The 23065-nt window shown below is 57.6% G+C and carries 18 protein-coding genes; 10 read left to right on the top strand and 8 right to left on the bottom strand.

Annotated elements, in window-relative coordinates; all coding sequences use genetic code 11:
- The first annotated feature begins 14 nt into the window (after positions 1–14).
- From GS614_RS11975 to GS614_RS11950, 6 genes are all read left to right on the top strand, one after another.
- Complete coding sequence (locus GS614_RS11975) at positions 15–944, top strand: AEC family transporter (protein WP_171726393.1); 930 nt, start codon at positions 15–17, stop codon at positions 942–944.
- A 103-nt stretch (positions 945–1047) separates the two neighbouring features.
- The gene (gene fghA / locus GS614_RS11970; RefSeq protein WP_171726392.1) at positions 1048–1881 is read left to right on the top strand and encodes an S-formylglutathione hydrolase; all 834 of its coding nucleotides are present in this window, start codon (positions 1048–1050) and stop codon (positions 1879–1881) included.
- 3 nt (positions 1882–1884) lie between these two features.
- Positions 1885–3342, top strand: coding sequence for a Si-specific NAD(P)(+) transhydrogenase (gene sthA, locus GS614_RS11965; RefSeq protein ID WP_171119174.1), 1458 nt, complete (start codon positions 1885–1887; stop codon positions 3340–3342).
- Complete coding sequence (locus GS614_RS11960; protein ID WP_171230388.1) at positions 3339–3794, top strand: YaiI/YqxD family protein; 456 nt, start codon at positions 3339–3341, stop codon at positions 3792–3794. The genes sthA and GS614_RS11960 overlap by 4 nt, the downstream gene beginning before the upstream one ends.
- Before the next feature lie 122 nt (positions 3795–3916).
- Positions 3917–5011, top strand: a complete 1095-nt coding sequence (gene mtnA / locus GS614_RS11955; RefSeq protein WP_171726391.1) for an S-methyl-5-thioribose-1-phosphate isomerase — start codon at positions 3917–3919, stop codon at positions 5009–5011.
- Between the two features lie 75 nt (positions 5012–5086).
- On the top strand, positions 5087–7126 hold the full coding sequence (locus tag GS614_RS11950) for a bifunctional aldolase/short-chain dehydrogenase (RefSeq protein WP_216601168.1): 2040 nt from the start codon (positions 5087–5089) through the stop codon (positions 7124–7126).
- Between the two features lie 45 nt (positions 7127–7171).
- Here GS614_RS11950 and GS614_RS11945 read toward each other — a convergent pair whose 3' ends face one another.
- Positions 7172–8407: an MFS transporter gene (locus tag GS614_RS11945; protein ID WP_171726390.1), complete on the bottom strand. Its 1236-nt coding sequence runs from the start codon at positions 8405–8407 to the stop codon at positions 7172–7174.
- Between the two features lie 148 nt (positions 8408–8555).
- On the opposite strand from GS614_RS11945, the gene zapE reads away from it, so the two are divergent.
- Positions 8556–9623 carry a cell division protein ZapE gene (gene zapE, locus GS614_RS11940; protein WP_171726389.1) on the top strand — a complete coding sequence of 356 codons (1068 nt, stop codon included), beginning with the start codon at positions 8556–8558 and terminating at the stop codon, positions 9621–9623.
- Between the two features lie 60 nt (positions 9624–9683).
- On the opposite strand, the gene GS614_RS11935 is transcribed toward zapE, so the two are convergent.
- From GS614_RS11935 to GS614_RS11920, 4 genes are read right to left on the bottom strand one after another with little or no spacing between them, the layout of a single operon-like run.
- Complete coding sequence (locus GS614_RS11935; protein WP_171726388.1) at positions 9684–10958, bottom strand: folylpolyglutamate synthase/dihydrofolate synthase family protein; 1275 nt, start codon at positions 10956–10958, stop codon at positions 9684–9686.
- A complete protein-coding gene (gene accD / locus GS614_RS11930; RefSeq protein WP_171205075.1) occupies positions 10955–11884 on the bottom strand; it encodes an acetyl-CoA carboxylase, carboxyltransferase subunit beta in 930 nt (309 codons plus the stop codon). The genes GS614_RS11935 and accD overlap by 4 nt, the downstream gene beginning before the upstream one ends.
- Positions 11885–11944: 60 nt before the next feature.
- Positions 11945–12829: a CPBP family intramembrane glutamic endopeptidase gene (locus tag GS614_RS11925; RefSeq protein WP_171726387.1), complete on the bottom strand. Its 885-nt coding sequence runs from the start codon at positions 12827–12829 to the stop codon at positions 11945–11947.
- The gene (locus GS614_RS11920; RefSeq protein ID WP_171726386.1) at positions 12822–15929 is read right to left on the bottom strand and encodes an ABC transporter transmembrane domain-containing protein; all 3108 of its coding nucleotides are present in this window, start codon (positions 15927–15929) and stop codon (positions 12822–12824) included. The genes GS614_RS11925 and GS614_RS11920 overlap by 8 nt, the downstream gene beginning before the upstream one ends.
- 252 nt (positions 15930–16181) lie before the next feature.
- On the opposite strand from GS614_RS11920, the gene GS614_RS11915 reads away from it, so the two are divergent.
- The 3 genes from GS614_RS11915 to GS614_RS11905 all read left to right on the top strand — a co-directional run bounded on the left by GS614_RS11915 (position 16182) and on the right by GS614_RS11905 (position 18919).
- Entirely contained in the window at positions 16182–16943 is a 762-nt protein-coding gene (locus tag GS614_RS11915; RefSeq protein ID WP_171726385.1) for a DUF6478 family protein, read from the top strand.
- A gap of 11 nt (positions 16944–16954) precedes the next feature.
- Positions 16955–17314 (top strand): hypothetical protein, encoded by a 360-nt coding sequence (locus GS614_RS11910; RefSeq protein WP_171726384.1) that lies wholly within the window; start codon positions 16955–16957, stop codon positions 17312–17314.
- 78 nt (positions 17315–17392) lie between these two features.
- Positions 17393–18919 carry an MFS transporter gene (locus GS614_RS11905; protein ID WP_171726383.1) on the top strand — a complete coding sequence of 509 codons (1527 nt, stop codon included), beginning with the start codon at positions 17393–17395 and terminating at the stop codon, positions 18917–18919.
- 42 nt (positions 18920–18961) lie between these two features.
- Here GS614_RS11905 and GS614_RS11900 read toward each other — a convergent pair whose 3' ends face one another.
- From GS614_RS11900 to gpmI, 3 genes are read right to left on the bottom strand one after another with little or no spacing between them, the layout of a single operon-like run.
- Entirely contained in the window at positions 18962–20302 is a 1341-nt protein-coding gene (locus GS614_RS11900; RefSeq protein WP_171726382.1) for a S41 family peptidase, read from the bottom strand.
- A gap of 6 nt (positions 20303–20308) precedes the next feature.
- Positions 20309–21439, bottom strand: a complete 1131-nt coding sequence (locus GS614_RS11895; RefSeq protein ID WP_171726381.1) for a murein hydrolase activator EnvC — start codon at positions 21437–21439, stop codon at positions 20309–20311.
- Entirely contained in the window at positions 21436–22953 is a 1518-nt protein-coding gene (gene gpmI / locus GS614_RS11890) for a 2,3-bisphosphoglycerate-independent phosphoglycerate mutase (protein WP_171726380.1), read from the bottom strand. The genes GS614_RS11895 and gpmI overlap by 4 nt, the downstream gene beginning before the upstream one ends.
- Positions 22954–23065 lie beyond the last annotated feature (112 nt).

The following is a 23065-nucleotide window of genomic DNA, read 5'->3' as shown; positions in this document are numbered from 1 at the left end:
CTAGGACTGGGCCCATGGTCGAAATATTTCTGCGCACCCTTCCGTTTTTCGCGATTATCGGCCTGGGCTTTTGGGCGGGGCGCTCGCGGTTCTTCACGGCTGAAGCCACGGCATATCTGACCAAGTTCGTCTTTTTCTTTGCATTGTCGGCGATGCTATTTCGCTTTGCCGCCACCCTTCCCTTTGCCGAGATTTTCAATGCCCGGCTCATCCTAGGATATCTGCTGGGAACTATGACCGTTTACGTTCTGGCGTCGGCCATCGCCTGGCTGCGCGGGCTCGACATTCCGACTGCTGCGGTCGAGGCTCAGTGCGCGGCCATCGGCAATGTCGGGTTCCTCGGGCTGCCCATGCTTTCCCTTTTGTTCTCCGAGGCTGCGATCGGGCCCGTGATGCTGGTCCTGACCGTCGATCTGGTCGTGTTCTCTTCCCTGATCGTGATCCTGATCAACGGCGGCCGTGACGGTAGATTGACCCCGACCACCTTCAAGCTGATCGGACTGGGTTTGGTCCGCAATCCCATGATCGTATCCATCTCGGCCGGTCTCATCTGGTCCTCGCTGCAATTGCCTGTTCCTGAACCTCTTGGCGATTTTCTTATCATTCTCGGTGGGGCAGCAACTCCGGGTGCATTGTTCGCCATTGGTGCATCATTGGCAGACAAGTCGGCTGAACGTGTCCAGATCGCGGCATGGTTGAGCTTCTGCAAACTGGTGATCCATCCGGCCTGCGTTGCGGTCGCTCTGTTATGGCTGATACCGATTGATACTTTTCCCGCAACTGTTGCCATCTCTGCCGCTGCTTTGCCTGTGGCGGGCAATGTTTACATGCTGGCCGCGCATTACGGCATTGCCCCGCATCGCGCGTCGGCGGCAATCCTTCTATCCACAATCGTAAGTATTCTCACCGTGCCGATGGTGATCGCCTGGGCGGGCACATTCTGACCTTCACCTTTTCGAAAAATACTCTCAACGAAGGCGCACAGACTTTACGCCGGGTCCGCGGATCGTTAGCCATGTTGCGACTCGAAAACAAGGACGGTGCCTGATGGAAACCATTTCGGAAAATGCCTGTTTCGGCGGTGTGCAGGGCGTGTACCGCCACGCTTCCTCGTCGTGCAAGTGTGACATGACTTTTGGCCTGTTTCTTCCAGCCGAGGCCAAGGACGGCCCGGTCCCGGTTCTTTGGTATTTGTCGGGATTGACCTGCACCCATGAAAACGCGATGACCAAAGCCGGGGCTCAGGCGTGGGCCGCGGAACAGGGAATTGCCGTGGTGTTTCCAGATACGTCGCCGCGTGGTGACGGCGTCGCAGATCACGAAGATTACGACCTGGGTCAGGGCGCGGGGTTCTATGTGAACGCAACACAGGAACCCTGGGCGCCGCATTTTCGGATGTGGGACTATGTTGCCGACGAGCTGCCCGCCCTGCTGTGCGAAAACTTCGCCATCGACAGCGAACGCCAGGCCATTACGGGCCATTCCATGGGGGGGCACGGCGCCCTGACACTTGCCATGAACCTGCCCGGACGCTTCCGTTCGGTGTCAGCCTTTGCGCCGATCTCGAACCCGACCGGAGCGGATTGGGGCCGCAAACAGCTGAGCGCCTACCTTGGTGACGACGAAGCGCCTTGGTCAAAACACGATGCGTCCTTGTTGATGAAGAAAACCGGCTTCGACGGTCCGATCCTGATCGACACCGGTGCAAACGATCAGTTCATGGATTTTCTGCGCCCCGAAGCGTTGGCGCAAGCCATCGCCGAACGTCGCCAGCAAGCGACGTATCGCTTCCAGCCGGGTTACGATCATTCGTACTTCTTTGTGTCCACGTTTATGGAAGATCACGTCATCTTCCATGCCGAGGCACTGTACGGAGATTGAGGGATGAGCAGCTACGATTATGACCTGATCATCATAGGGTCGGGGCCTTCTGGGCGTTCTGCGGCGATTCAGGCAGGCAAACTGAAACGGCGTGTGCTGGTCATCGACCGCAAAGACCGTTTTGGTGGCGTCTCTGTCCACACCGGGACAATTCCGTCCAAGACCTTGCGCGAAACGGTTCTGAACCTGTCGGGCTGGCGCGAGCGCAGCTTTTACGGGCGTTCATACCGGGTAAAGGATCAGATCCGGGCAGAAGACTTGAAAGCCCGCCTGCATATGACCCTCGACCATGAAGTCGACGTGTTGGAGCATCAGTTCAATCGGAACCACGTCGAAACCCTGGACGGTCTGGCCAGATTTGTCGGGCCGCACGAAGTAGAGGTCGCAACCGATGCCGGGGAAACAACGCGTGTGACGGCCGCGAAGTTCCTGATCGCGACAGGTACGAAAACCTATCGTCCGGATTATGTCCCGTTCAACGGTAAGACGGTGGTGGACGGTGACGAATTTCTGGAAATGGCAGAGATTCCGCGCTCGCTGGTCGTTATCGGTGCCGGGGTCATTGGCGTGGAATATGCCACGATGTTTTCAGCCCTGGACGTGCGTGTGACGCTGATTGAACCCCGCGACACGTTTCTGGATTTCATCGACAGCCGGTTGATCCACGACTTTACCCATCAGATCCGGGAAAACGGTGTCGACCTGCGTTTGGGCTCGGCTGTCGAGAAAATTGAAGACGCCGGTGAACATGTGGAAGTGACCCTTGAAAACGGTCGCCACGTTCGCGCTGAAATGCTTCTGTTTGCGGCCGGACGCATGGGGGCGACGTCCAAACTCAATCTGGATGCCGTCGGGCTGGAGACGGACCACCGCAACCGGATCAAGGTAGACCGCAAGACATATCAAACGGCGGTACCGCATATCTATGCCACGGGCGATGTGATCGGACATCCGTCGCTGGCATCAACCTCTTTGCAACAGGGGCGCGTGGCTGCCTGTCACGCGCTTGAAACGCCCACGCTGCCGGAAAGCCCGTGGTACCCCTATGGCATCTATTCAGTGCCCGAAATATCAACCTGCGGAATGTCGGAAGAAGAATTGCAGGAGCGCAACATCCCCTACGAGGTCGGTGTCGCGCGATTCCGCGAGACGTCACGCGGGCATATCATGGGGCTGGAACACGGCATGTTGAAAATGCTGTTCTCGCTCAAGACCCGCAGGGTGCTGGGTGTCCAGATCGTTGGTGAAGGCGCGACGGAGTTGATCCATATCGCGCAGGCCGTGCTGAACCTGAAAGGTACGGTGGACTACTTCGTTCAGAACACGTTCAACTACCCGACACTTGCCGAAGCGTATAAAATCGCGGGCCTGGATGCGTTCAACCGCATGCCCATACCTGAGGAATTCAAGGTCAAAAAGAAACCGGTGGAACCAGCAAAGCAAGAGGCAAAGAAGGCGTGACGACGCTTTATGTCGATGGCGATGCCTGTCCCGTAAAAGCCGAGGCCGAACGGGTCGCGACGCGGCACAAAGTGCCGATGGCGCTGGTGTCCAATGGCGGGCTTCGTCCATCGGCCAACCCGCTGGTGCAGGTCATTGTCGTTTCCGAAGGCGCCGATGAGGCCGACAAATGGATTGCCGAACGCTGTGGACAAGGGGATGTCGTCATAACGTCTGACATCCCTTTGGCCGCAAAATGCGTCGAAGCGGGCGCACGCGTGCTGCGCCCGAATGGTGAAACCTTCACTGCGGCAAATATTGGCCAACAACTGGCAATGCGTGACTTGATGGCCGATCTGCGCGCGGCCAATCCGTTGGGAACCGGCGGCGGTGGGCGACCCTTCGGCAAAGCCGACCGCTCGCGGTTTCTGGACGCCTTGGAACGGGAAATACGTGCCGCCAGAAAGGGATGATCATTCTTTTTTGCCGGATCAATTACTAACCCGAATTCCGAAACGCCCGTTTACAATTACCTCATTAGAACGCACCCTGTGCTTGAATTCCGATCAGGCTTTTCGAATACGGAGACTGCGTTATGAAAGTACAAGGCACCCATTATCGGTCTATTTGGTGGGACAAACCGGCAGGTGAGGTCCGGATCATCGACCAAAGGTGGTTGCCGCATGATTTTCGGGTCGTAACCCTGAAAACCCTTGATGAATTTGCAGCTGCGATACGGGATATGTGGGTCAGGGGCGCACCCTTGATAGGCGCGACCGCTGCGTTTGGAATTGCCGAGCAGATGTCTCGGGACAGCTCCGAAGCCTCCTTTGATGCCGCGTATGACGTTTTGCATGCAACCCGACCCACGGCAATCAACCTGCGCTGGGCATTGGACAGATGCCGAGAAGCGCTGATGCCGCTTGCTCCGGGTGACCGTGCCGAGCGCGCCTGGTCGCTGGCGCAGGAGATTGCAGACGAAGATGTCGAGATCAACGCCGCAATCGGCCGGCACGGGTTGGAACTGATCAAGGATATCGCGGCCCGAAAACCCGCCGGAGAACCGGTTCGGTTGCTGACGCATTGCAATGCGGGATGGCTGGCGACTGTGGATTGGGGCACGGCCACAAGCCCGATGTATCACGCACATGACGCGGGCATCCCCTTGCACGTCTGGGTGGATGAAACCAGACCACGCAACCAGGGAGCGCTGACATCCTGGGAATTGAGCGAACATGGCATTCCACATCGTTACATCGTGGACAATGCCGGCGGTCATTTGATGCAGCACGGCCTGGTTGATTTGGTGATTACGGGCACGGACCGAACCACGGCCCAAGGTGATGTTTGCAACAAGATCGGGACCTATCTGAAAGCTTTGGCTGCGCGGGACAACGGTGTGCCATTTTACGTCGCCCTGCCCTCCCCTACGATTGACTGGACCGTTCGCGACGGAGTCGCCGAAATCCCGATCGAAGAACGTGATTCCAGGGAAGTCACCCATGTCATGGGGGTTGATGGGCAGGGGAACATCTCGGATGTACGCGTGACGCCAGACGGCACGGAAGGTGGCAATCCTGCCTTTGATGTCACCCCAAACCGGCTGGTGACGGGGCTTGTCACCGAGCGCGGCGTCAGCGAGGCGTCTGCTGACGGGCTTGCCCGGTTGTTTCCCGAACGGGCTGGTTAACACTTTGTTTATAACAGTCCTGAATTGTGCACTCGCCCACGCGGATCATGCACCCGCTTAACTTGCTGAGAATGAATGATGATTGAAAACTGGTACAGGGCCGACGAGGCACGGAAATGGCGTGATCGGGCCGGAACAGACCCCGCAGATCAGGAACTGGGCGAACGTGTCTATACCTCGCGGCTGATCGGTCAGAACCCGGACCTCCTGATGCACGGAGGAGGCAACACGTCGGTCAAACTGGAACGCCCTGATCTGTTAGGCGATCCGCAGCGCGTTCTGCATGTCAAGGGATCTGGGTGGGATCTGGACAGCATCGAGGCACCGGGCCTGCCGGGCGTGTGGCTTGATCCTTTGATGAAACTGCGCGCATTGGACCATCTGTCAGATGCGCAGATGGTCAATGTTCAGCGCGCCAATCTGTTGGATTCGGGTTCTCCGAACCCCTCTGTGGAAACTCTGTTGCATGCATTTCTGCCGCACAAATATGTGGATCATACGCATGCGACACCCTTTCTGGTGCTCGCCAATCTGCCAAATGCCGAGGACGTCTGCCGCGAGATTTTTGGCGACCGACTGGGCATTGTGCCCTATATCATGCCTGGCTTCGGGTTGGCCAAAAAGGCGGCCGAGGTATTTGACGAAAACCCGAATGTCGAAGGGCTTCTGCTGCTTCAGCACGGGCATTTCACGTTCGGTGCGACGGCGCAGGAAAGCTATGACCGGATCGTGGCGCATACCAACGAGGTTGCTACCTATTTCGGAATGAAGGACCTGACGACAATTGGCCGTCGCGATCCGGCTGAAAATCTTGAGGCGTTGCCGATCCTGCGCGGGGTCATCGCCGAAGTGGCGGCCCAACGGGATGACCCGATGCCGGTTTTTGACCTCCGCAACGGGCCGGATGTCATGCAGTTTTTTGATCGTCCGGATATTGATTCGTTGGCCCAGCGGGGCATGGCGTCGCCGGATCACGTATTACGGACAAAAGGCTGCCCACTTGTATTGCGCGCGTCGGATTTGTCTGGGGGGCGGTCTCGGATCAAGGCAAAGGTCGAAGAGTTTGCCAAAGACTATCGGGCGTATTTTGAACGGCAGGCGCCGCAGGCCGACGAACCCAAGAAACTGCTGCCCCAAGACCCCAAGCATGCCTGGATCGAGGGCGTGGGGATCCTGGGAATGGGCCCGAACGCAAAGGCTGCCTCGGCAGCGGCAGATCTTGCGGAACAAAACCTGCGGGTTCGAACAGTGGGCGAAGACGCGGGCGGTTTTTTTCCCATCAATGAAAAAGATCGCTTTGATTGTGAATACTGGTCATTGGAACAGGCGAAGCTGGGCAAAAGCTCACCACCTCCGCTTCAGGGCAGGATTGTGATGGTGACCGGCGGTGCAGGGGCGATAGGTCTGGCCACCGCCAAGGCCTTTGCTGACGCCGGTGCAAATGTCGTTCTGGTGGACCAGGATGAACGGGCGTTGGCCGAAGCCAAATCGACACTTGGCACATGGCATTCGACATATGCCTGCGACGTAACCGAGAGAGGCGCCGCAGATGCCGCGATTGCGGCGGCGATACACCGGTTTGGTGGGATCGATGTAATGGTATCGAATGCCGGGTCGGCGACTTCGGGCGCTTTGCTGGATCTTGGCGACGACGAATTCCGTGCGGCTTTTGAACTGAATTTCTTCGCGCACAAGGCATTTGCGACACAGGCTGCCCGAGTGATGCAAGCTCAGGGCCGCGGCGGTCAGATCCTGTTCAATATCTCCAAACAGGCGATCAACCCGGGGCGGAACATGGGGGCTTACGGCACGCCAAAAGCCGCCACCCTGTTCCTATTGCGCCAGTTGACGCTTGAATTGGCCGAATATGGGATCCGTGTGAATGGGGTGAATGCAGACCGAATTCGGTCTGGCCTGCTGACGGATGGGTTCATTCAGGAACGCGCTGCCGCACGTGGCGTTTCCGAGGAGACCTATATGTCAGGCAACCTGCTGGGCCGCGAAGTCGAGGCAAAGCATGTCGCGAACGCCTTTGTTGCGCTGGCGCTGATGGAACGCACCACCGGTCATGTCGTGACGGTGGATGGCGGCAATACCGAGGCCGAACTTCGGTAACGCCTTTGCCCGATTGGTTCCCTGCCTGTGGCGTATCGATGTGCCTCAGGCAGGAACTGCCGTTCGGTTCTCTCGGATCGGCAGGTGGACTATGGCGCTGAAGGCACCGATCGCGACCCCGATCCACCAAACCATGTTGTAGTCTCCATACTGGTCATACATGCGCCCGCCAAGCCAGACGCCTAGGAAGCTGCCGATCTGGTGGCTCAGGAAGATAAAGCCATAGAGCGTTCCCATATAGCGCAGACCGTATAGATGCGCGACGAGCCCCGAGGTCAGCGGCACGGTGGCCAGCCAAAGCGATCCCATCACCAGCGAGAACACGATGACCGTAAGGGGTGTGATCGGGAGCACGATGAACAAAGCCGCGGCAATCGTCCGGCCCGTATAAACTGCGGCCAGAAGGTACTTTTTCGGAAAGTGGTTGCCGGCCCAACCCGCCAGCAGCGTGCCGCCGATATTGGCCAGACCGATCAATGAAATCGACACCGCACCAAGTGCGGATGTGGAAATGATCCCGATGGAATGTAGTACGCCTCCGGGCTGGATTGGTCCACACATCTCGGTCACGAAAGCCGGGAAATGCGCGGTGATGAAGCCCAGCTGGTATCCGCAGCTGAAAAAACCCAGAAATATCAGCGCATAGGAAGGGTCGCGGAACGCCTTGCCCAGAATCTCGCTCATGCTTTCTTGCATCTCTGCCTTCGAAACGGGCTGGGGTGCGCGCATGAAGGGCAAGGTCAGCACAAGGGCAAGAATTGCCGCGGCGAACACGACAAAAACCTGCTGCCAAGGCAGGAAAGTCAGCAGCCATTCAGCGGTCGGCGCCCCCAGAACCTGCCCAAAGCTGCCCGCAGCGGTAACGATGGCCAGCGACATGGACCGGTTTTCATCGGTGGACGCGCGTCCGACAACCGCCAGAACCACACCAAACCCGGTCCCGGCGATGCCGAAACCCACCAGCCACGCGTATGTCTGATGCTCGAACGGCGTAACGGACCATGCCGTCAGCACCATGCCAGCCGCGTAAGTGAGAGCGCCGAGGATGATGGCTCGGCGGTCGCCCACCTTTTCGGCAATCGCGGCAAAGATCGGCTGCCCGATGCCCCAGGCCAGGTTTTGAATTGCAATCGCCATCGAGAAATCGGTCCGCAGCCAGCCGAACTCATCGGCTATCGGAATCTGGAATACGCCGAACGACGCACGAACGGCGAAGCTGACCGTGATGATGATACATCCGACAATCAGAATCGGATTCAACAAGCGGGCGGATCGGGGCATGGGACCTCAGGCGTTACGTCCGAAGGACCGTATTACTTTTGGTGTCACCGTCAATTCAGCAGATTTGCGGTCACGGATAAACAAAATTGATGTGTCGCCAAAAATGGCTTCTTTTCAACGGCCGAGACGACGGGTAAGGCTCGGATTCATGACGGATCTTATTTCGCTTTACGAGGCCCGCATTGCGGACGGAACGCTGACACGCGACGACGCGCAAGAGGCCGTTCTGCCCCAATTCGAACGCATCCGGACGGCGCTGTCCAAGCCGGTAAAACGAGGGCTCTTTCGCAAGGCGCCTCCGCCACCTAAAGGACTGTACCTGTGGGGCGGTGTCGGGCGTGGGAAATCCATGCTGATGGACATGTTCGTCGATACGCTGGGCAATATCCCAGCACGGCGCGTGCATTTTCACGCTTTCATGCAGGAGATTCACGCTGGAATGCACAAGGCCCGGCAACAGAATGTCGAGGATGCCCTGGCACCGGTGGCGCAGGAGGTGGTCAATTCAGTTCGCTTGCTCGCGTTTGACGAAATGCAGATCACCGACATTACGGACGCAATGATTGTCGGGCGGCTGTTTGACTTGTTGCACGAGGGCGGCGTGGTCGTGGTTACCACGTCGAACAGGCATCCCGACGATCTGTACAAGGGTGGGCTGAACCGGCAGCTGTTCCTGCCCTTCATCGCCCATATCAAAGAGCAGTTGCAGGTGTGGGAATTGGTGTCGCCCACGGACTATCGGCAGAACCGGTTGGAGGGTGCCCCGGTCTATTTCACTCCGATTGGCCCAGAAGCCCGGCAGAAGATCAGAGAAGTCTGGACAGATCTTACCGGTGGACCCGCTGATCCGCTTGTGTTGCACGTCAAAGGCCGGGCCGTTGAATTGCCCGCCTTTCGCAACGGGGTGGCGCGGGCTTCATTCTATGATCTGTGTGGCCGCATGCTTGGGCCGGGTGATTATCTTGCGATCGCCGAAGAGGTAAAGCTGCTGGTGCTTGAGGACATCCCACGCCTGTCACGCAACAATTTCAACGAGGCCAAACGTTTTGTCACCCTGATTGATGCGCTTTACGAAGCCAGGGTGCGTTTGATCTGCTCGGCTGCCGCCGAACCCGAGATGCTGTATGTCGAAGGCGAAGGAACCTTCGAATTTGAACGCACGGCATCACGCCTGCGGGAAATGCAGGATCAGGATTGGGGGCGACAGGGGCGCTGATCCGCCCGTATCGCCCGCGCCAAGACAGTGTGTCAGCCAGATCATGAGGCCGGAACGCGCCTACGCGTTTTCTTGCAGAATTTTTCCAGCCAGATAGAGCGAGCCGCAGATCAGAACACGCGCCTGCGGGTCATTGTCCGCAATCACTTTCAATGCGTCCGATACGCTGTCAGCGGTGGATGCGGGAAGGTTGACCCTGGCCGCAGCCGCGGCGGTTTCTTCCGCGCTGAGCGTTGCGGTCTCACCCGGAATGGATACGGCTGTCAGACTTGTCGCCTTCTCTGCAAGAGGTGCAAGATATCCTGTCACATCCTTGGTGTTGAGCATGCCGCAGATCATGTGCGTGGGTTTTTGCGGCAGGTTCGTCAGCACATCCGCCAACGCGATTCCGGCGGCGGCGTTGTGACCACCATCCAGCCAAATCTCGGCCTGCGGGGCCTGATCGACGAGCGGGCCGGATTTCAGACGCTGCATTCGCGCCGGCCATTCGGCCTTGGTCACGGCAGCTTCGTATGCGTCGTCGCCCATGTTCAGATGGCGCAGAACTGCCAACGCTGCGCCCGCATTCTGAATCTGATGCGCGCCCAGAAGGTTGGGCAGAGGCACATCCCGCAAACCGGTTTCGTCCTGATAGATCAGACGCCCGTTTTCTTCCTGCACGTGCCAGTGCTGACCATGAACCAACAAAGGCGCACCCATTCGGGCGGCCGTGTATTCGATGACCTCAAGCGCTTCGTCCTGTTGCGGGCCGACAATGCACGGAACGCCGGGCTTGATGATGCCCGCTTTTTCCGCCGCGATCTTGCCCAAAGTATCACCCAGGAACTGTTCGTGGTCGATGGATACGGGAGTGATAACCGTGACGGCCGGGTTTTCAATCACGTTTGTGGCGTCCAGACGCCCGCCCAGCCCGACCTCGAGCAATGTGAAATCTGCCTTGGCGCGGGCAAAGGCCAACAGGGCGGCGCATGTGGTGATCTCGAAATAAGTGATGTTTTCGCCGCCATTCGCAGCGTAGCATTCATCCAGAACCGCCGTCAGTTCTGGCTCCGAGATCAGCTCTCCGGCCAATCGAATACGTTCATGAAAACGGGCCAGATGCGGCGAGGTATAGGCATGTACCGAGCGCCCTGCCCCTTCCAGCCCCGCTCTGATCATCGCCTGAGTCGAGCCCTTGCCGTTGGTTCCGGCAATATGGATGACCGGCGGCAATTTCAGCTGCGGATTGTCCAGTGCCGCCAGCAGACGCCAGACACGGTCCAAGGTCAGATCAATGATCTTTGGGTGCAGCGCCATCATCCGGTCGAGGATGGCGTCGGACGTCTTGGCCGTCATTTCTGATCTGTCTCTTCGGCGGGGGCCTCGATTGCGTCGGTCGGTTCCGGTGCCGGCAGATCGCCCTTGATCGCCGGCGGCAGATTCATCAGCATCCGCGTGATGGTAATCAGTTCATCGCGCATTTCGGTACGTCTGGTGACACGGTCCAGCATCCCGTGATCCAGCAGGTATTCGGCGCGTTGAAAGCCTTCGGGCAGTTTTTCGCGGATCGTCTGCTCAATCACGCGAGGCCCGGCAAAGCAGATCAGCGCATTGGGTTCCGAGATATGGACATCGCCCAGCATCGCATAAGACGCAGTAACGCCACCGGTTGTCGGATGAGTCAGTACCACGATATATGGCAGGTTGGCTTCTTTCAGCATCTCGACTGCCACAGTGGTGCGCGGCATCTGCATCAGGCTGAGGATACCTTCCTGCATACGGGCGCCACCGGCCGCCGAGAACAGGATCAGCGGCCGTTTGAGTTTTACCGCCTCCTGCGCGGCGGCGATGATCGCGTTGCCGACATACATGCCCATCGATCCGCCCATGAACGAAAAGTCCTGCGCGGCGGCCACAATGGGGGTGCGGCCAATTTCACCCAAGGCAACCAGCATGGCTTCCTTTTCGCCGGTCTTCTTCTGCGCTGCTTTCATGCGGTCGGGGTATTTCTTCTGATCGCGGAATTGCAACGGGTCGTCTTTTGGCGCGGGTACTTCAAGTTCGGTAAAGATGCCGCCGTCAAACAAGTGCTTGAACCGCTCTCGCGGTGTGATCGCCATGTGGTGGTCGCACTGTGTGCAGACATTCTGGTTTTCCGCCAGCTCGCGATGGAACAGCATCGTTCCGCATTCGTCGCATTTGTGCCAGAGGTTTTCAGGCACTTCGCGGCGTGAGAAGATCGAGTTGATCCGGGGGCGGACGTAGTTTGTGATCCAGTTCATGTCGGAACCTTGGCTTGTGCGGTGTTGACGTCAAATAGGACGCCACGGAAGGAATTGCAATCAACGCCTGAGCGCAAGTCGCGCGGTCAGCCAGCAAACGAACATCACGGCAAGGTCCACCAGAAGCCAGGGACGAAGCTGTTCGGCGTCGGATGCATCAAACGGAAGGGTGAACAGCGCCAGCCCGTTCAGGTTGTCGGGCAACGAGATGAACAGCAACGCTATGATGTTGTTGAAAAAATGCAAGGCGATAGCTGGCCCCAATGTTCCGGCCCGTGCCGTCAGGTCCGATGTCAGCAGACCGAAAACGCAAGCCCACAGCGCAATCAGCAACGCGTTGTCGCCGGCCATGTCCGGTGTGTAATGTCCAATTGCAAACAGGATGGATGGCACCCCCATCCAGATGACAGGCGATCGAAATCTGGCTGCCAGGGTTTGCTGAATATAGCCTCTGAACAACAGCTCTTCGGCGCTGGTCTGCACCAGAACAACCAAGGCCGAAACCGGCAAAAGAAGAAGCCAGGTTGACAATGGCAGGTTCTGCGACAGAGATCCGCCAAAGCCATAAGGCGGCAGCAGGAACCCGACAATGCCCAAAATAAGAAGTGCTTTCAACACTTTAAGGAATTGGCCCGCAGCCAACCGGTACCCGCCCACGATGGACACCAAAGACCTGTGCTGAACCTGCCGCGCGGCGACGGCCACGCCCAGAATGATGAAACCGAAACTGGCCAACAGCAACAGCAGCGCGAGGGGTGAACCGCCCATCAGAAGCGTCTGCGCCCAGCTTTCCGGACCCATCCCGGCAACCACGGTAAAAAACACCATGTTCAGAACGCTGACCAGCACGGCAACCAGCAAGAGCCCCAGCAACAGGCGCCAGATTTCCGGTTTGCCGCGCGCGGTTTCGACCAGATGGTCATGAGCGGAATATGCTTTAGGCATTATTATCCGTGCTTTCCTGAATCGCCTGATCCGTAATCGTCGGGAGCAGCTCCTCGGGGTTCTGCGCCGCATTGATTCTTGTGGACAACGTAGTCAGATATCCCGCAACAGTCTGTAGCAATTGCGTAGCAACCGAAGCGTCGCTTTCGACCACGGCACGCAGTTCCTCGGCGCCGATACGCAGGAACCTGCAATCTTCGGTGGCGACCAGATCCAGTTGTCTGGGCTCTCCTGTTATGATCGAGAGATCACCGATCAGTCGCCCGGGCTCGATGATCGAGATCGGGCGTTTTTTTCCATCATCCGTGGGCCAGTCCAGCCTGGCCTGCCCTGAGACGCACAGATACGCCGCGTCGGGCGCCTGACCACGCGAGAAGATGACTTGCCCCGCTGCTGCTTCGTACCATTGCGCTGAGAAAGCCAGCAGCCGCTGGTTGCGGCCATCCACGCCGGAAAACAACTCGGTCGCCGAAATGATCTCGAGCTTGCGGCTCAGATCGTCCGACGTGCTGTCTTCTTGCGGGGATTTGGATCGTGACACACCATCGATACGGCCATCCTTGATTTCCACAAACAGATCATACGCTTCGGGATGTGCAAAGTGATCTTCCATAAATATCATAATGGAATCCGGCAACAATTCCCGCAGTTTCAGGCGGGTGCGCAACCGGCTTTCGGAATCGTGACTTGCCAGGGCCCTGTCCAGAATCAGGACGTCAGGCCGTTTGATACCTGCGCGTGAGAATGCGGCACGCTCCTGAAAGACGGTCGGCAGATTGTTCCCGCCCAGGCCTGCTGGCAGATCGTAGATGATGGCAGCTGCACGGCGTCGCAGGCCGGCTTCGTTCATGGCTTCGGCCACAACGTCTTCTATTTCGTCCGCGTGTGCACCGGCCATCAACGACACCCGACCGTAGATCGCATTTTCCATAACCGTCAGACGTGGCACATAGATGTCCGGCGCAACTGACATGAACATGCCACCCATCGCATCCCGCAGCCGCTTGGCCTGGCTTTTTCGGATGGCAAGTATCTTTTCCTTATATTCTTCCGGGAAGTTTGGGCCGATCTGCTCGGCCGTCAACAGGAACGGTACCGTCAATAGCAATGCGCGCTCCTGGTCGCTCACGGCCATATCACCCTTGGCTTTGCGCCGTTCTTCGATATCCAGCAATTTGTGATACATATCCTTGGACATGCCAAGCCTCAGGAAAAGCAAGTGATCCGCCCCGTCCCGCCCGAAGGTCTTGCTGAGCGTGTCCATGACGGCCTGAGAGATGCTGATCACGTCGTCAACCAGATCATGGGCCCTGAGCATCTGAACGAACCGTTCGTCACCCGCCAATATATCCGGAGAAATGTCCTTGGATGGCGCCGCGAACAACAGGTTTCCGCCCAGCGGAACTGCCGGGTTAAAGCGATCAGGGTCGAACCGGTACACATATCGATCAAGCCCCTTTTGTGCCAGGCGCTTGGCGATGGTCCCTCGTAAATTGACAACTTCCTGTGCCAGAACCGGGTGAATTTCCGGGTCGAACTGCGTACGCAAAGTGCGGCGGAACATGAACTCGTCGATACCCATCGCTTCCACCAGCTGGAACCACCAGTCACGTATGTCGTCGATATCGTCAAGACCGGCGAGGCCCGGGTCAATCCATTCATCGTCCAGAGAATCCGGTGAATTGCCTGCACGAACAGCTTCGATCTGCCACCGCGTCGGGGCCTTGAGCGTATCTGCTTGATGTCGTGGATGCGTGCGCAAAGGCATCATGAGGTTGTCGCCCAATGTCCCGTCAAACAGGTAAGGGCGCGAATAGGCATAGCCGATCCTGGCCGCGATGACGGCCTGATGCAGACCCCGCAGATTATGCCCGGCTATGATCACCTCACCCTGAGCCGGCAACACCTCTCGAGTCAAAAGCTGACCCAACGCGCTGCGTTCCGACGCCTGTCCAGACTGAATTGCGACGCGCGCGCCGCGCGGAATGGTCAGATCGAGATCTTCGAGAACGGTTTTACCATCGCTATCGCGAACTGTCACATTTTGCAGCTCTATGTCGCCAGTCAGACGCGGGATGGTTTCAGGCTCACCCTCGAATAGTTCTTCCTGTATCATGTTGTCCGGCGCAAATCTCTCGGTGACGATTTCCCACCGCAAAGACATGTCCTGTACCTGATTGTAATAGGTCAGCAGATCCTTCCATGGGCCGCTCAGATCCTTGTAGGCGCCCAACGCGGCAACCAGCGCACCGACGGTCACCTCGCCAGTGATCGCCAGATATCCACCCACTGAATAAAACAGGAAGGGTGTCATCTGAGTTATCAGGTTGTTGAGGAACTTCATGAAGAATTTTTTGTTGTAGATCTTAAAACGGATCTCGAACAGTTTCCCCAGCCGATGGCTGAATTGCGCAAGGCGATAGCGCCACCCTCCGTTGGTACGCAGATCGCTGATACCCGCCGCAGTTTCGCCGATCTCTGAGCTCAGACGTCGAACTTCCTGAATGCGGTCCTTGTTCAGAAGGTTGATTTGCCGCTGAAGCTTGGGGATCAGCCAGGCCTGAAGCGGGATCAGCGCGATACTGGCAAGTCCGAACCAAACGCTTTGCATGAACAGGAAGGTGACGATCGTCATCATCTGGCCGAACTGGAAAACCGGCTGCGCGATGGCATCCCCCATCAGGCCACCCATCGGTTCGGCCTCGGACGTGATCATCGATACCAGCTCACCCTGGCTGGTGGTCGCAAAATAGGATTTCGGAAACCGCATCGACCGTTGGATCAACGTATAGCGCAGGCGCCGCAGCATGCGCTCGGCTAGGACGCCCTTCATCGTATTGATGCGCATCTTCATGACACCGCTCGCGATCACCGTCGCCAGAAATGCAACGCACAGTATCATCAGATACTGAACCTGCGTCACGGTGAAGTTCCAGATGGTTACCGTGTCACCCGGCGCGCCGATTGCGTCGTTGATGATTTGTTTGGGCAGTTCCAGCGAGGCGTAAAGAAACGGGAACGACAGGACCGTCAGCAGAAGAAGAACAAGTTGCTGTTTCTTCGAATATTTCCAAATGAAGGCAAATAAAGTGGACTCCATAACCTGGCCTTGTCATGCGCTAAACTGTTGTGTGGCTGTTCTTGGGATGACCCACTTTGCAGGAGCCAAACGGTAAGCACTGACCCGGTACATTGCAAGAATAGACCGGTTCAGTTTCAGCATGTTGCGCCTAACCAAATTATGGAGGGACCCCAACAGGAAAACACAAGGCTTCGATAGCAATTCCGTTATTGCGGCTTTGTTCATGCTGTTGTCCTTGACTAAGGCCGGGCATTATCGGACGACGTGGCCATGGGCAGGATTCTGGATCGCTATTTTCATCGCAAGATTCTGGGGCGCTGGCGTCGAGCCGCGCATCAGGTGCCGTATGCCAGCCAGGCAGATTTGCGCTTGCAACGGGATCAGGCCCGCGGTTTGCGCAGGCATCTTGATCATCTGATTCAGCAGGCGGACAGTCGCCTGATCCGGCCAACGATTGGGTCAACGCAGTTTCCCAAACCCGTCGGAACAGACTGGAGCTGCCGCCCCGACCTATGGCGTGCGCCCCTGACGCAACCGGGTGTGGCTTCGGCCCCGCGAAAGACCGTTCTGGACAGTCAGGTCAGCGTGTTCCACGACTGCCCGCTTTCTGAAATTGCCGTTCGGCAAGTCCGGAACAGAGGGGACAGAGATCTGGCTCCGTTCAGTCTCGTGATCGAGGTTTTCAGCTTTGGGGGGTCCTTCCTGTCCGTTTCGGTTGAATTGCCTGTGGATGCTGCAATTCATCTAACGCGCGAGCATCTTGTGAGGCTGGAAACCCTGATCGAGTGTGAAAAGCCATCGGGCGTTTTCGCGCGCCTCAACATTCAGCACGGGCCCAATATGGAACAGGTGTTGCGAAGCCTTGATCCCAGCGAGGTATCAAAGGCCGTGGATTTTGATCTGGCGCATCTCCCCCTGAATGAGCGCAGGATCGAAAAAATCTGGCTGGATTTGATTTTTGAAACGCCCGAGATGAACCGCATGGTGGTGCGGGATCTTACGTTTTGCCGTTTTCATCGTGCCGATTTGTGAGAAGATCAGTCATGACGCAGACCAAGCTAACCTTCATCCGGTTCGAAAACGGAATCTGGCAAGGCCACATTCAAGCCAGCAGTACGCCTAACCCCGAGGTAAGCTATCAGGGCGAAACCCTGAGCGATGTTGACCTGTCGCCCGCAGAAGACGGATGGGACTTGCGCATACAGGTGCCTGTTGCAGCCCTGTCCGAAGGCGTGCACACGTTCGTCGTTGCAGATGCAGCCACAACCGAAAAACTGGGAAGCTTCACAGTGATTGCCGGTGACCCCGCCGCAGATGATCTAAGGGCCGAAATTGATTTGCTGCGGGCTGAACTGGATATGCTGAAACGCGCTTTCCGCCGGATCTGCCGAGACGACCCCTAATCCGTTCCGGCTGGTTTTCCTGTCAATCTTGCCAGATTCGTGCATCATTGGCGTTTTCAGAACGGATCGCGCCTTATCATGGATCGCAGCAGCATAGTCAAAGTCATCGCTTTGATGGTTACCGGATTTGGCATCGGTATTGATTTTACCGGCGCCCTGATGCTGGTGCCTGCGATCGAAAGCAGCTTTGACGCCGATATCACCAGCACCCAATGGGTTCTGAACATTTATGCCTTGTTTTTCGCCATGACCATGGTCGCAGGCGGGCGGCTTGGCGACATGTACGGCCACCGCAGAATGATGCTTTTTGGCCTGTCGATCTTTCTGTTTTCCTCGGTCATGTGCTTTGTTTCGCCCAGTCTTGATTTTCTTGTCATTGCGCGTGCGCTGCAAGGCATCGGCGCGGGTTGTGTGTGGCCCTGCACGCTGGCCTTCGGGGCAACCAAAGTGTCAAAACCAGAGCATCGAGCCTTGGTGATGGGGCTGATTCTGGCGGGTGTGACCACCGGAAACGTGTTTGGTCCGATGATCAGCGGGTTGGCCGTGAACTTGGGAGAGTGGCGCTACTTTTTCCTCGCCAATGTGGTCTTTTCCTGCATTTCGATGGCCACCGCGCTGATCCTGATGGAGCGCGAAACACAGCACAAACCGGATGAACACCTCGACCTCGCCGGAATGGGTGTGTTGTCCTTTGCCGTTTTGCTGCTGCTTTACGGTTTGGATGTGGGTGCGGACTGGGGGTGGACGTCCGTTCCGTTGTTGATGCTGTTTTTCACCAGCGCTGCGCTTTTCATTCTGTTCCCCAAAGTCGAAAAACGCGTGACAGAGCCGCTGCTTTTGCCGCAGATGATGCAAAACCGCGAGTTTCGCATCACCCTTGGCCTGAACATGTTCAACGTGTCCGCGGCATTTGTGGGGCTGCTGTATTTTCCTCAATACATGCAAAAGGTGCTGGGCTGGTCGACGTTTGAATCGGCACTGGGCTTGGCGCCGCTGACCGTGTTGCTTGCCGTGGGATCAATTGTTTCGGGCACGCTTTACAATGATTTCGGCCCCAAGCGGCTGCTGTTCTGGGGATATCTGATCGCAACGATCGGAGCTGCGACCATTGTCGTGCTGCCCAGTGATCTGGGGTACTTTCGCATCCTGCCCGGAATGGCGATGATCGGACTGGGCGCAACTTTGACGGTTGGGCCGTCCGGCACCGCCGCAATGTGTGCCGTAAAGCCGGAACGGGCTGGGCTGGTTGGCGGCCTGAGCTTCATGACCCACCTGGTTTACGGCGCAATCTCTGTCGCCTGTGCCACGGCCATTATGTACGTCGTCAGCCTGTCTGAGCTTCGCCAGTATGTGGCCGCTTCGGGCATCAAGTTGACCGAAGCAGAGCTTCGCACGATCAACGGCGGAACACTTGAAACGCCGTCCGCCCATGCGGTAATCAGCCGGTTGTCATCCAGCGAAGCAGAGACGGTTCAACGGGCATTGTCGGCGGCCTTTGACAGCGGGATGAGTATGGCTTTCGTCTTTTCGGCCTTGTCCGTCTCGGTCGGTCTCGTTCTGGCGCTGCTTCTCGACGAAAAGAAACTGCACCGGATCGAAAGCTAAAGCCGGGAGCCAAGGGCTGCGACATCCGCAGCCCTAACCATTTTACTGTGACGGCCCGTTGGGGTTGAAGGCCGACAGCCCCTTCAGGATATCGATGGCATAGGCCAGCTGGTAATCCTCTTCCCTCAGCTCTGCGGTTGCCTCGGCCTTGGCGCGATCTTCTTCGATCTGGCGGATCTCATCTTCGCTCAGACTGTCATTGTTGAGGCTACCGCGCAGATCGGCCTCGGAGCGCGAACGGGCGTTGGTTTCTTCCTCTTCCGGTTCTGGCGCCGGACGGGGTTGTTCCACGATAATATCAGGGCTGACACCCAGAGCCTGAATCGACCGCCCTGATGGGGTGTAATACCGGGACGTGGTCAGGCGCATCGCACCATCACCCCGAAGCGGCATCACCGTCTGAACCGACCCTTTGCCGAAGCTTTTGGTGCCGACTACGATGGCCCGGCGATGATCCTGAAGCGCGCCCGCGACGATTTCAGATGCCGAGGCCGAACCACCATTGATCAACACGACAATGGGTTTGCCTTCCGCCAGATCGCCGGGGGTGGCATTGAAACGCTCACCCTCTTCCGGGTCCCGTCCACGGGTCGAGACGATTTCCCCTTCGTTCAGGAACGCATCCGAAACTTTGATGGCCTGTGTTAACAGACCGCCCGGGTTGTTGCGCAGGTCCAGTACGACACCATTGACCTTGTCGATGCCACCAGCTTCTTCGATCTGTTCCTTCAACCCTTCCTGTAGGTTGGGGAATGTCTGATCATTAAAGGTCGTTACCCGCAGGACGACACTTGTGCCTTCGGTGCGGGCGCGAACGGCGGTCAGCTTAATCGTGTCACGGATAATGGTGACATCGAAGGGATCAGGTTCACCTTCGCGCACGACGGTAATAACGATCTCGGAGCCGACCGGACCCCGCATCAGATCCACCGCCTTGTCCAGCGTCAGGCCCAGAATGCTTTCGCCATCCACATGTGTGATGAAATCTCCGGCTTCGATCCCGGCCTCGTCAGCGGGTGTGTCGTCGATGGGAGACACGACTTTGACAAAACCGTCTTCCTGCGTGACCTCAATACCCAGTCCACCGAACTCGCCCCGAGTCTGAACGCGCATCTGTTCGGCATCATCGGGTGAAAGATAACTGGAATGCGGATCAAGAGAGGTCAGCATGCCATCGATAGCCGCCTCGATAAGTTCTTCAGGCTCGACCTCTTCGACATATTGCGCACGGATGCGTTCGAAAATGTCACCGAACAGGTCAAGCTGTTCATAGACGCTGGCCTTGTTCACAGCCTCTTGCGCCAACAGGGGGCCTGCGATCTGCGTTGTTGCAAGAATGCCTGCCAACGTTCCGGCCAAACCGGCCATCACAAATTTCTTCATACTCGTTTATCCATCCTTGTCGGTCCGAAACCACGTTTCCGGGTCCACCGGGCTGTTATCTTCTCTTACCTCTATATAGAGCGTTTCTGGGCGATCAGTTCCAGTGCCATCACCGCTTGTTGACAATATTGCGCCGATTTCCGGCGTTTCACCCGGCATCAGGCCAACCGGAGTGCCTTTGGGGATCACCTGCCCGGGTTGACCATAGACCTCTTGCAAGCCCGAAAACACGAACAACAGGCCCGGTTGCGGCTCCAGAATGACCAGGTTTCCCAGATCCAGCAATGGTCCGCGATAACGGATCGTGGCCGCGGTCGGGGATGTTACAAGCGCACGGGAACGGGTGCCGATGACCAGACCTGCGCGAGCGACGCCTGCGGCGTCCGGTTCACCGGCCTTGTGCAGCATGACGCCCTGCACCGGCAAGGGAATCTGTCCTTTCTGATCCACGATGCTTGCATCGGTTTCAATGATCTCGCCTTCTGAAATCTCTGACAGACCGCTTGCAAAGCCATCCAGAGTCTCGGTCGAAGAAATCAGAATGGCCGTGCGCACCGGGTCTTCGACAAACCGACGCGGCAAATCAGTGCGGTCGGCAATCGCTTCGCTCAACTTTGTGCGGGCATCCTGCACACCGCGCAGCCCTTCGGTCAAAGTTTCCGAGGCGCTTTGTTGCAGCAGACGCAAGGTCTGAACCTCTTGCAGGTCCTGCGCCAGCGCTTGCGCTTTTGCATTGAGCCCAGGCGTGACCTCAGACAGCATCATTCCGGCCCGCGCCGCGCCCAATGGGCCCGAAGGGTGCAGCATCAGCACTGGCGGTGCGGTCGTTTCGATGGTCTGCAATACGCCAAGCAACTGCCTGACGTCCTTCTCACGCGCGCTCAGTTGCGCGCTCAGTTGCGCTTCGCGTGTTGCAGCCTTGCGCAGACCGGTCCGCATCGCGCTCAGCCCGGCCTCATAGGCTTGTATCGTTTCGGTCAGCGCCCGCACCCGATCCCTTGCGCCTTCTGCTTCGCTCAGAGAGATCGACGCCTGTTCCAGCATCCTTGCCGCATCCAGTGCTGCCCGAGAAGAGTCGGTCTGGGCAAAGGCCTGACAAGCTGAAAGCAGCACAATCGCTAGGGCGGCCAGCCTCATGACAGCAGGCTTTCTCCGGTCATTTCCGCCGGTTTGGGCAGGTTCATCAAGTCAAGCAGCGTCGGCGCCAGATCAGATAACCGCCCCTGACGCACCTGCGCGCCCTCTGGCCCTCCGACCAAAGCTATGGGCACCGGGTTCAGCGTGTGCGCCGTATGCGGACCGCCGGTCTCCGGATCAACCATCACTTCGCAGTTACCGTGATCGGCGGTGAGGATCATTGCACCACCTGCTTTTTCCAAGGCGGCAACGACCTGAGCCAACCCTGCATCAACGGCCTCGCATGCCTTGATCGCAGCTTGAAGATCGCCGGTATGTCCGACCATATCAGGGTTGGCGTAATTGGTTACGATCAGGTCGTAGCCTTGTTCAATCGCCTCGACAAATTTGGCCGTGACCTCGGCCGAGGACATCTCGGGTTGCAAGTCATAGGTCGCAACCTTGGGTGACTTGGGCATAAAGCGATCTTCACCCTGTTCAGGGGTTTCCTTGCCCCCATTCAGGAAAAAAGTGACATGGGGGTATTTTTCGGTTTCAGCCAGCCGGAACTGACGCAACCCCTGCTTGGCGACCCATTCCCCGAGCGTGTTCACAATCGCCCGTTTCGGAAAAACCGTGGTCATATATGCGTTGTGACCGTCCGAATACTCTACCATACCCAGCAGCGCCGACAGTTTCGGCCGCGGCCCGGTTTCGAACTCGGCAAAGCCCGGTTCACCAATCGCGCGCAGGATTTCGCGAGCACGATCTGCACGGAAGTTAAGGCAGAAAAAGCCATCGCCGTCGGTGACGCCCTTGTAACCTTGCAACACGGTTGGCGTGATGAATTCGTCAGACTCAAATTGGTTGTAGGCATGGTCCACGGCGCCATGTGGGGTGCTGGCGACCCTGCCCTTGCCGTTGATCATCGCGTCATAGGCTTCTGCGATCCGTTCCCAGCGATTGTCGCGATCCATGGCGAAATAGCGACCGCTTACCGTGACAACACGAGCCCCCTCGGGTAGCCGTTCTTCCAACTTGGAAAGATAGGTCAGCGCAGATTTGGGGGCCACGTCGCGCCCGTCCGTGACGGCATGAAGGGCGACCGGAACACCGGCATCCGTAATGGCCTTGGTTGCCGCGATGATGTGGTTCAGGTGCCCGTGGACACCACCGTCCGAGACCAACCCCATGAGGTGAGCCGTCCCCCCTGAGGATTTGACCTTGGAAATGAAAGCCTGCAACGCCTCATTGCCAAAGAATGAACCGTTTTCGATAGCCAGGTCGATCTGACCCAGATCCATGGCTACAACACGGCCCGCGCCTATGTTTGTATGACCGACTTCGGAGTTTCCCATCTGCCCGCTGGGCAGACCTACGTCCGGGCCATGCGTTGTCAGTGTGGCATGCGGGCATTTGGCCATGATCGCGTCAAAGGTCGGCGTATTCGCCAGATGGGGCGCATTCGCCTGTGTGTCGTCTGACACGCCCCACCCATCAAGAATGCACAGAACAACGGGTTTGGGGGTTGGCATTGAAAATCTCCGATTACTGCTCTTGGGTCTTCTTCTAGCGTCTGGCCGGCAAGGGGTGAACCATCTTTGCGGCAAATTACGCAGAATTAATCAAACGGCCTGCCAGCTTCGG

This window comes from Ruegeria sp. HKCCD6604, from assembly GCF_013110635.1.
In the GTDB taxonomy this organism is placed as follows: domain Bacteria; phylum Pseudomonadota; class Alphaproteobacteria; order Rhodobacterales; family Rhodobacteraceae; genus Ruegeria.
The sequence above is the reverse complement of the archived record's forward strand: the minus strand, read 5'-3'. Positions and strand labels throughout refer to the sequence as shown.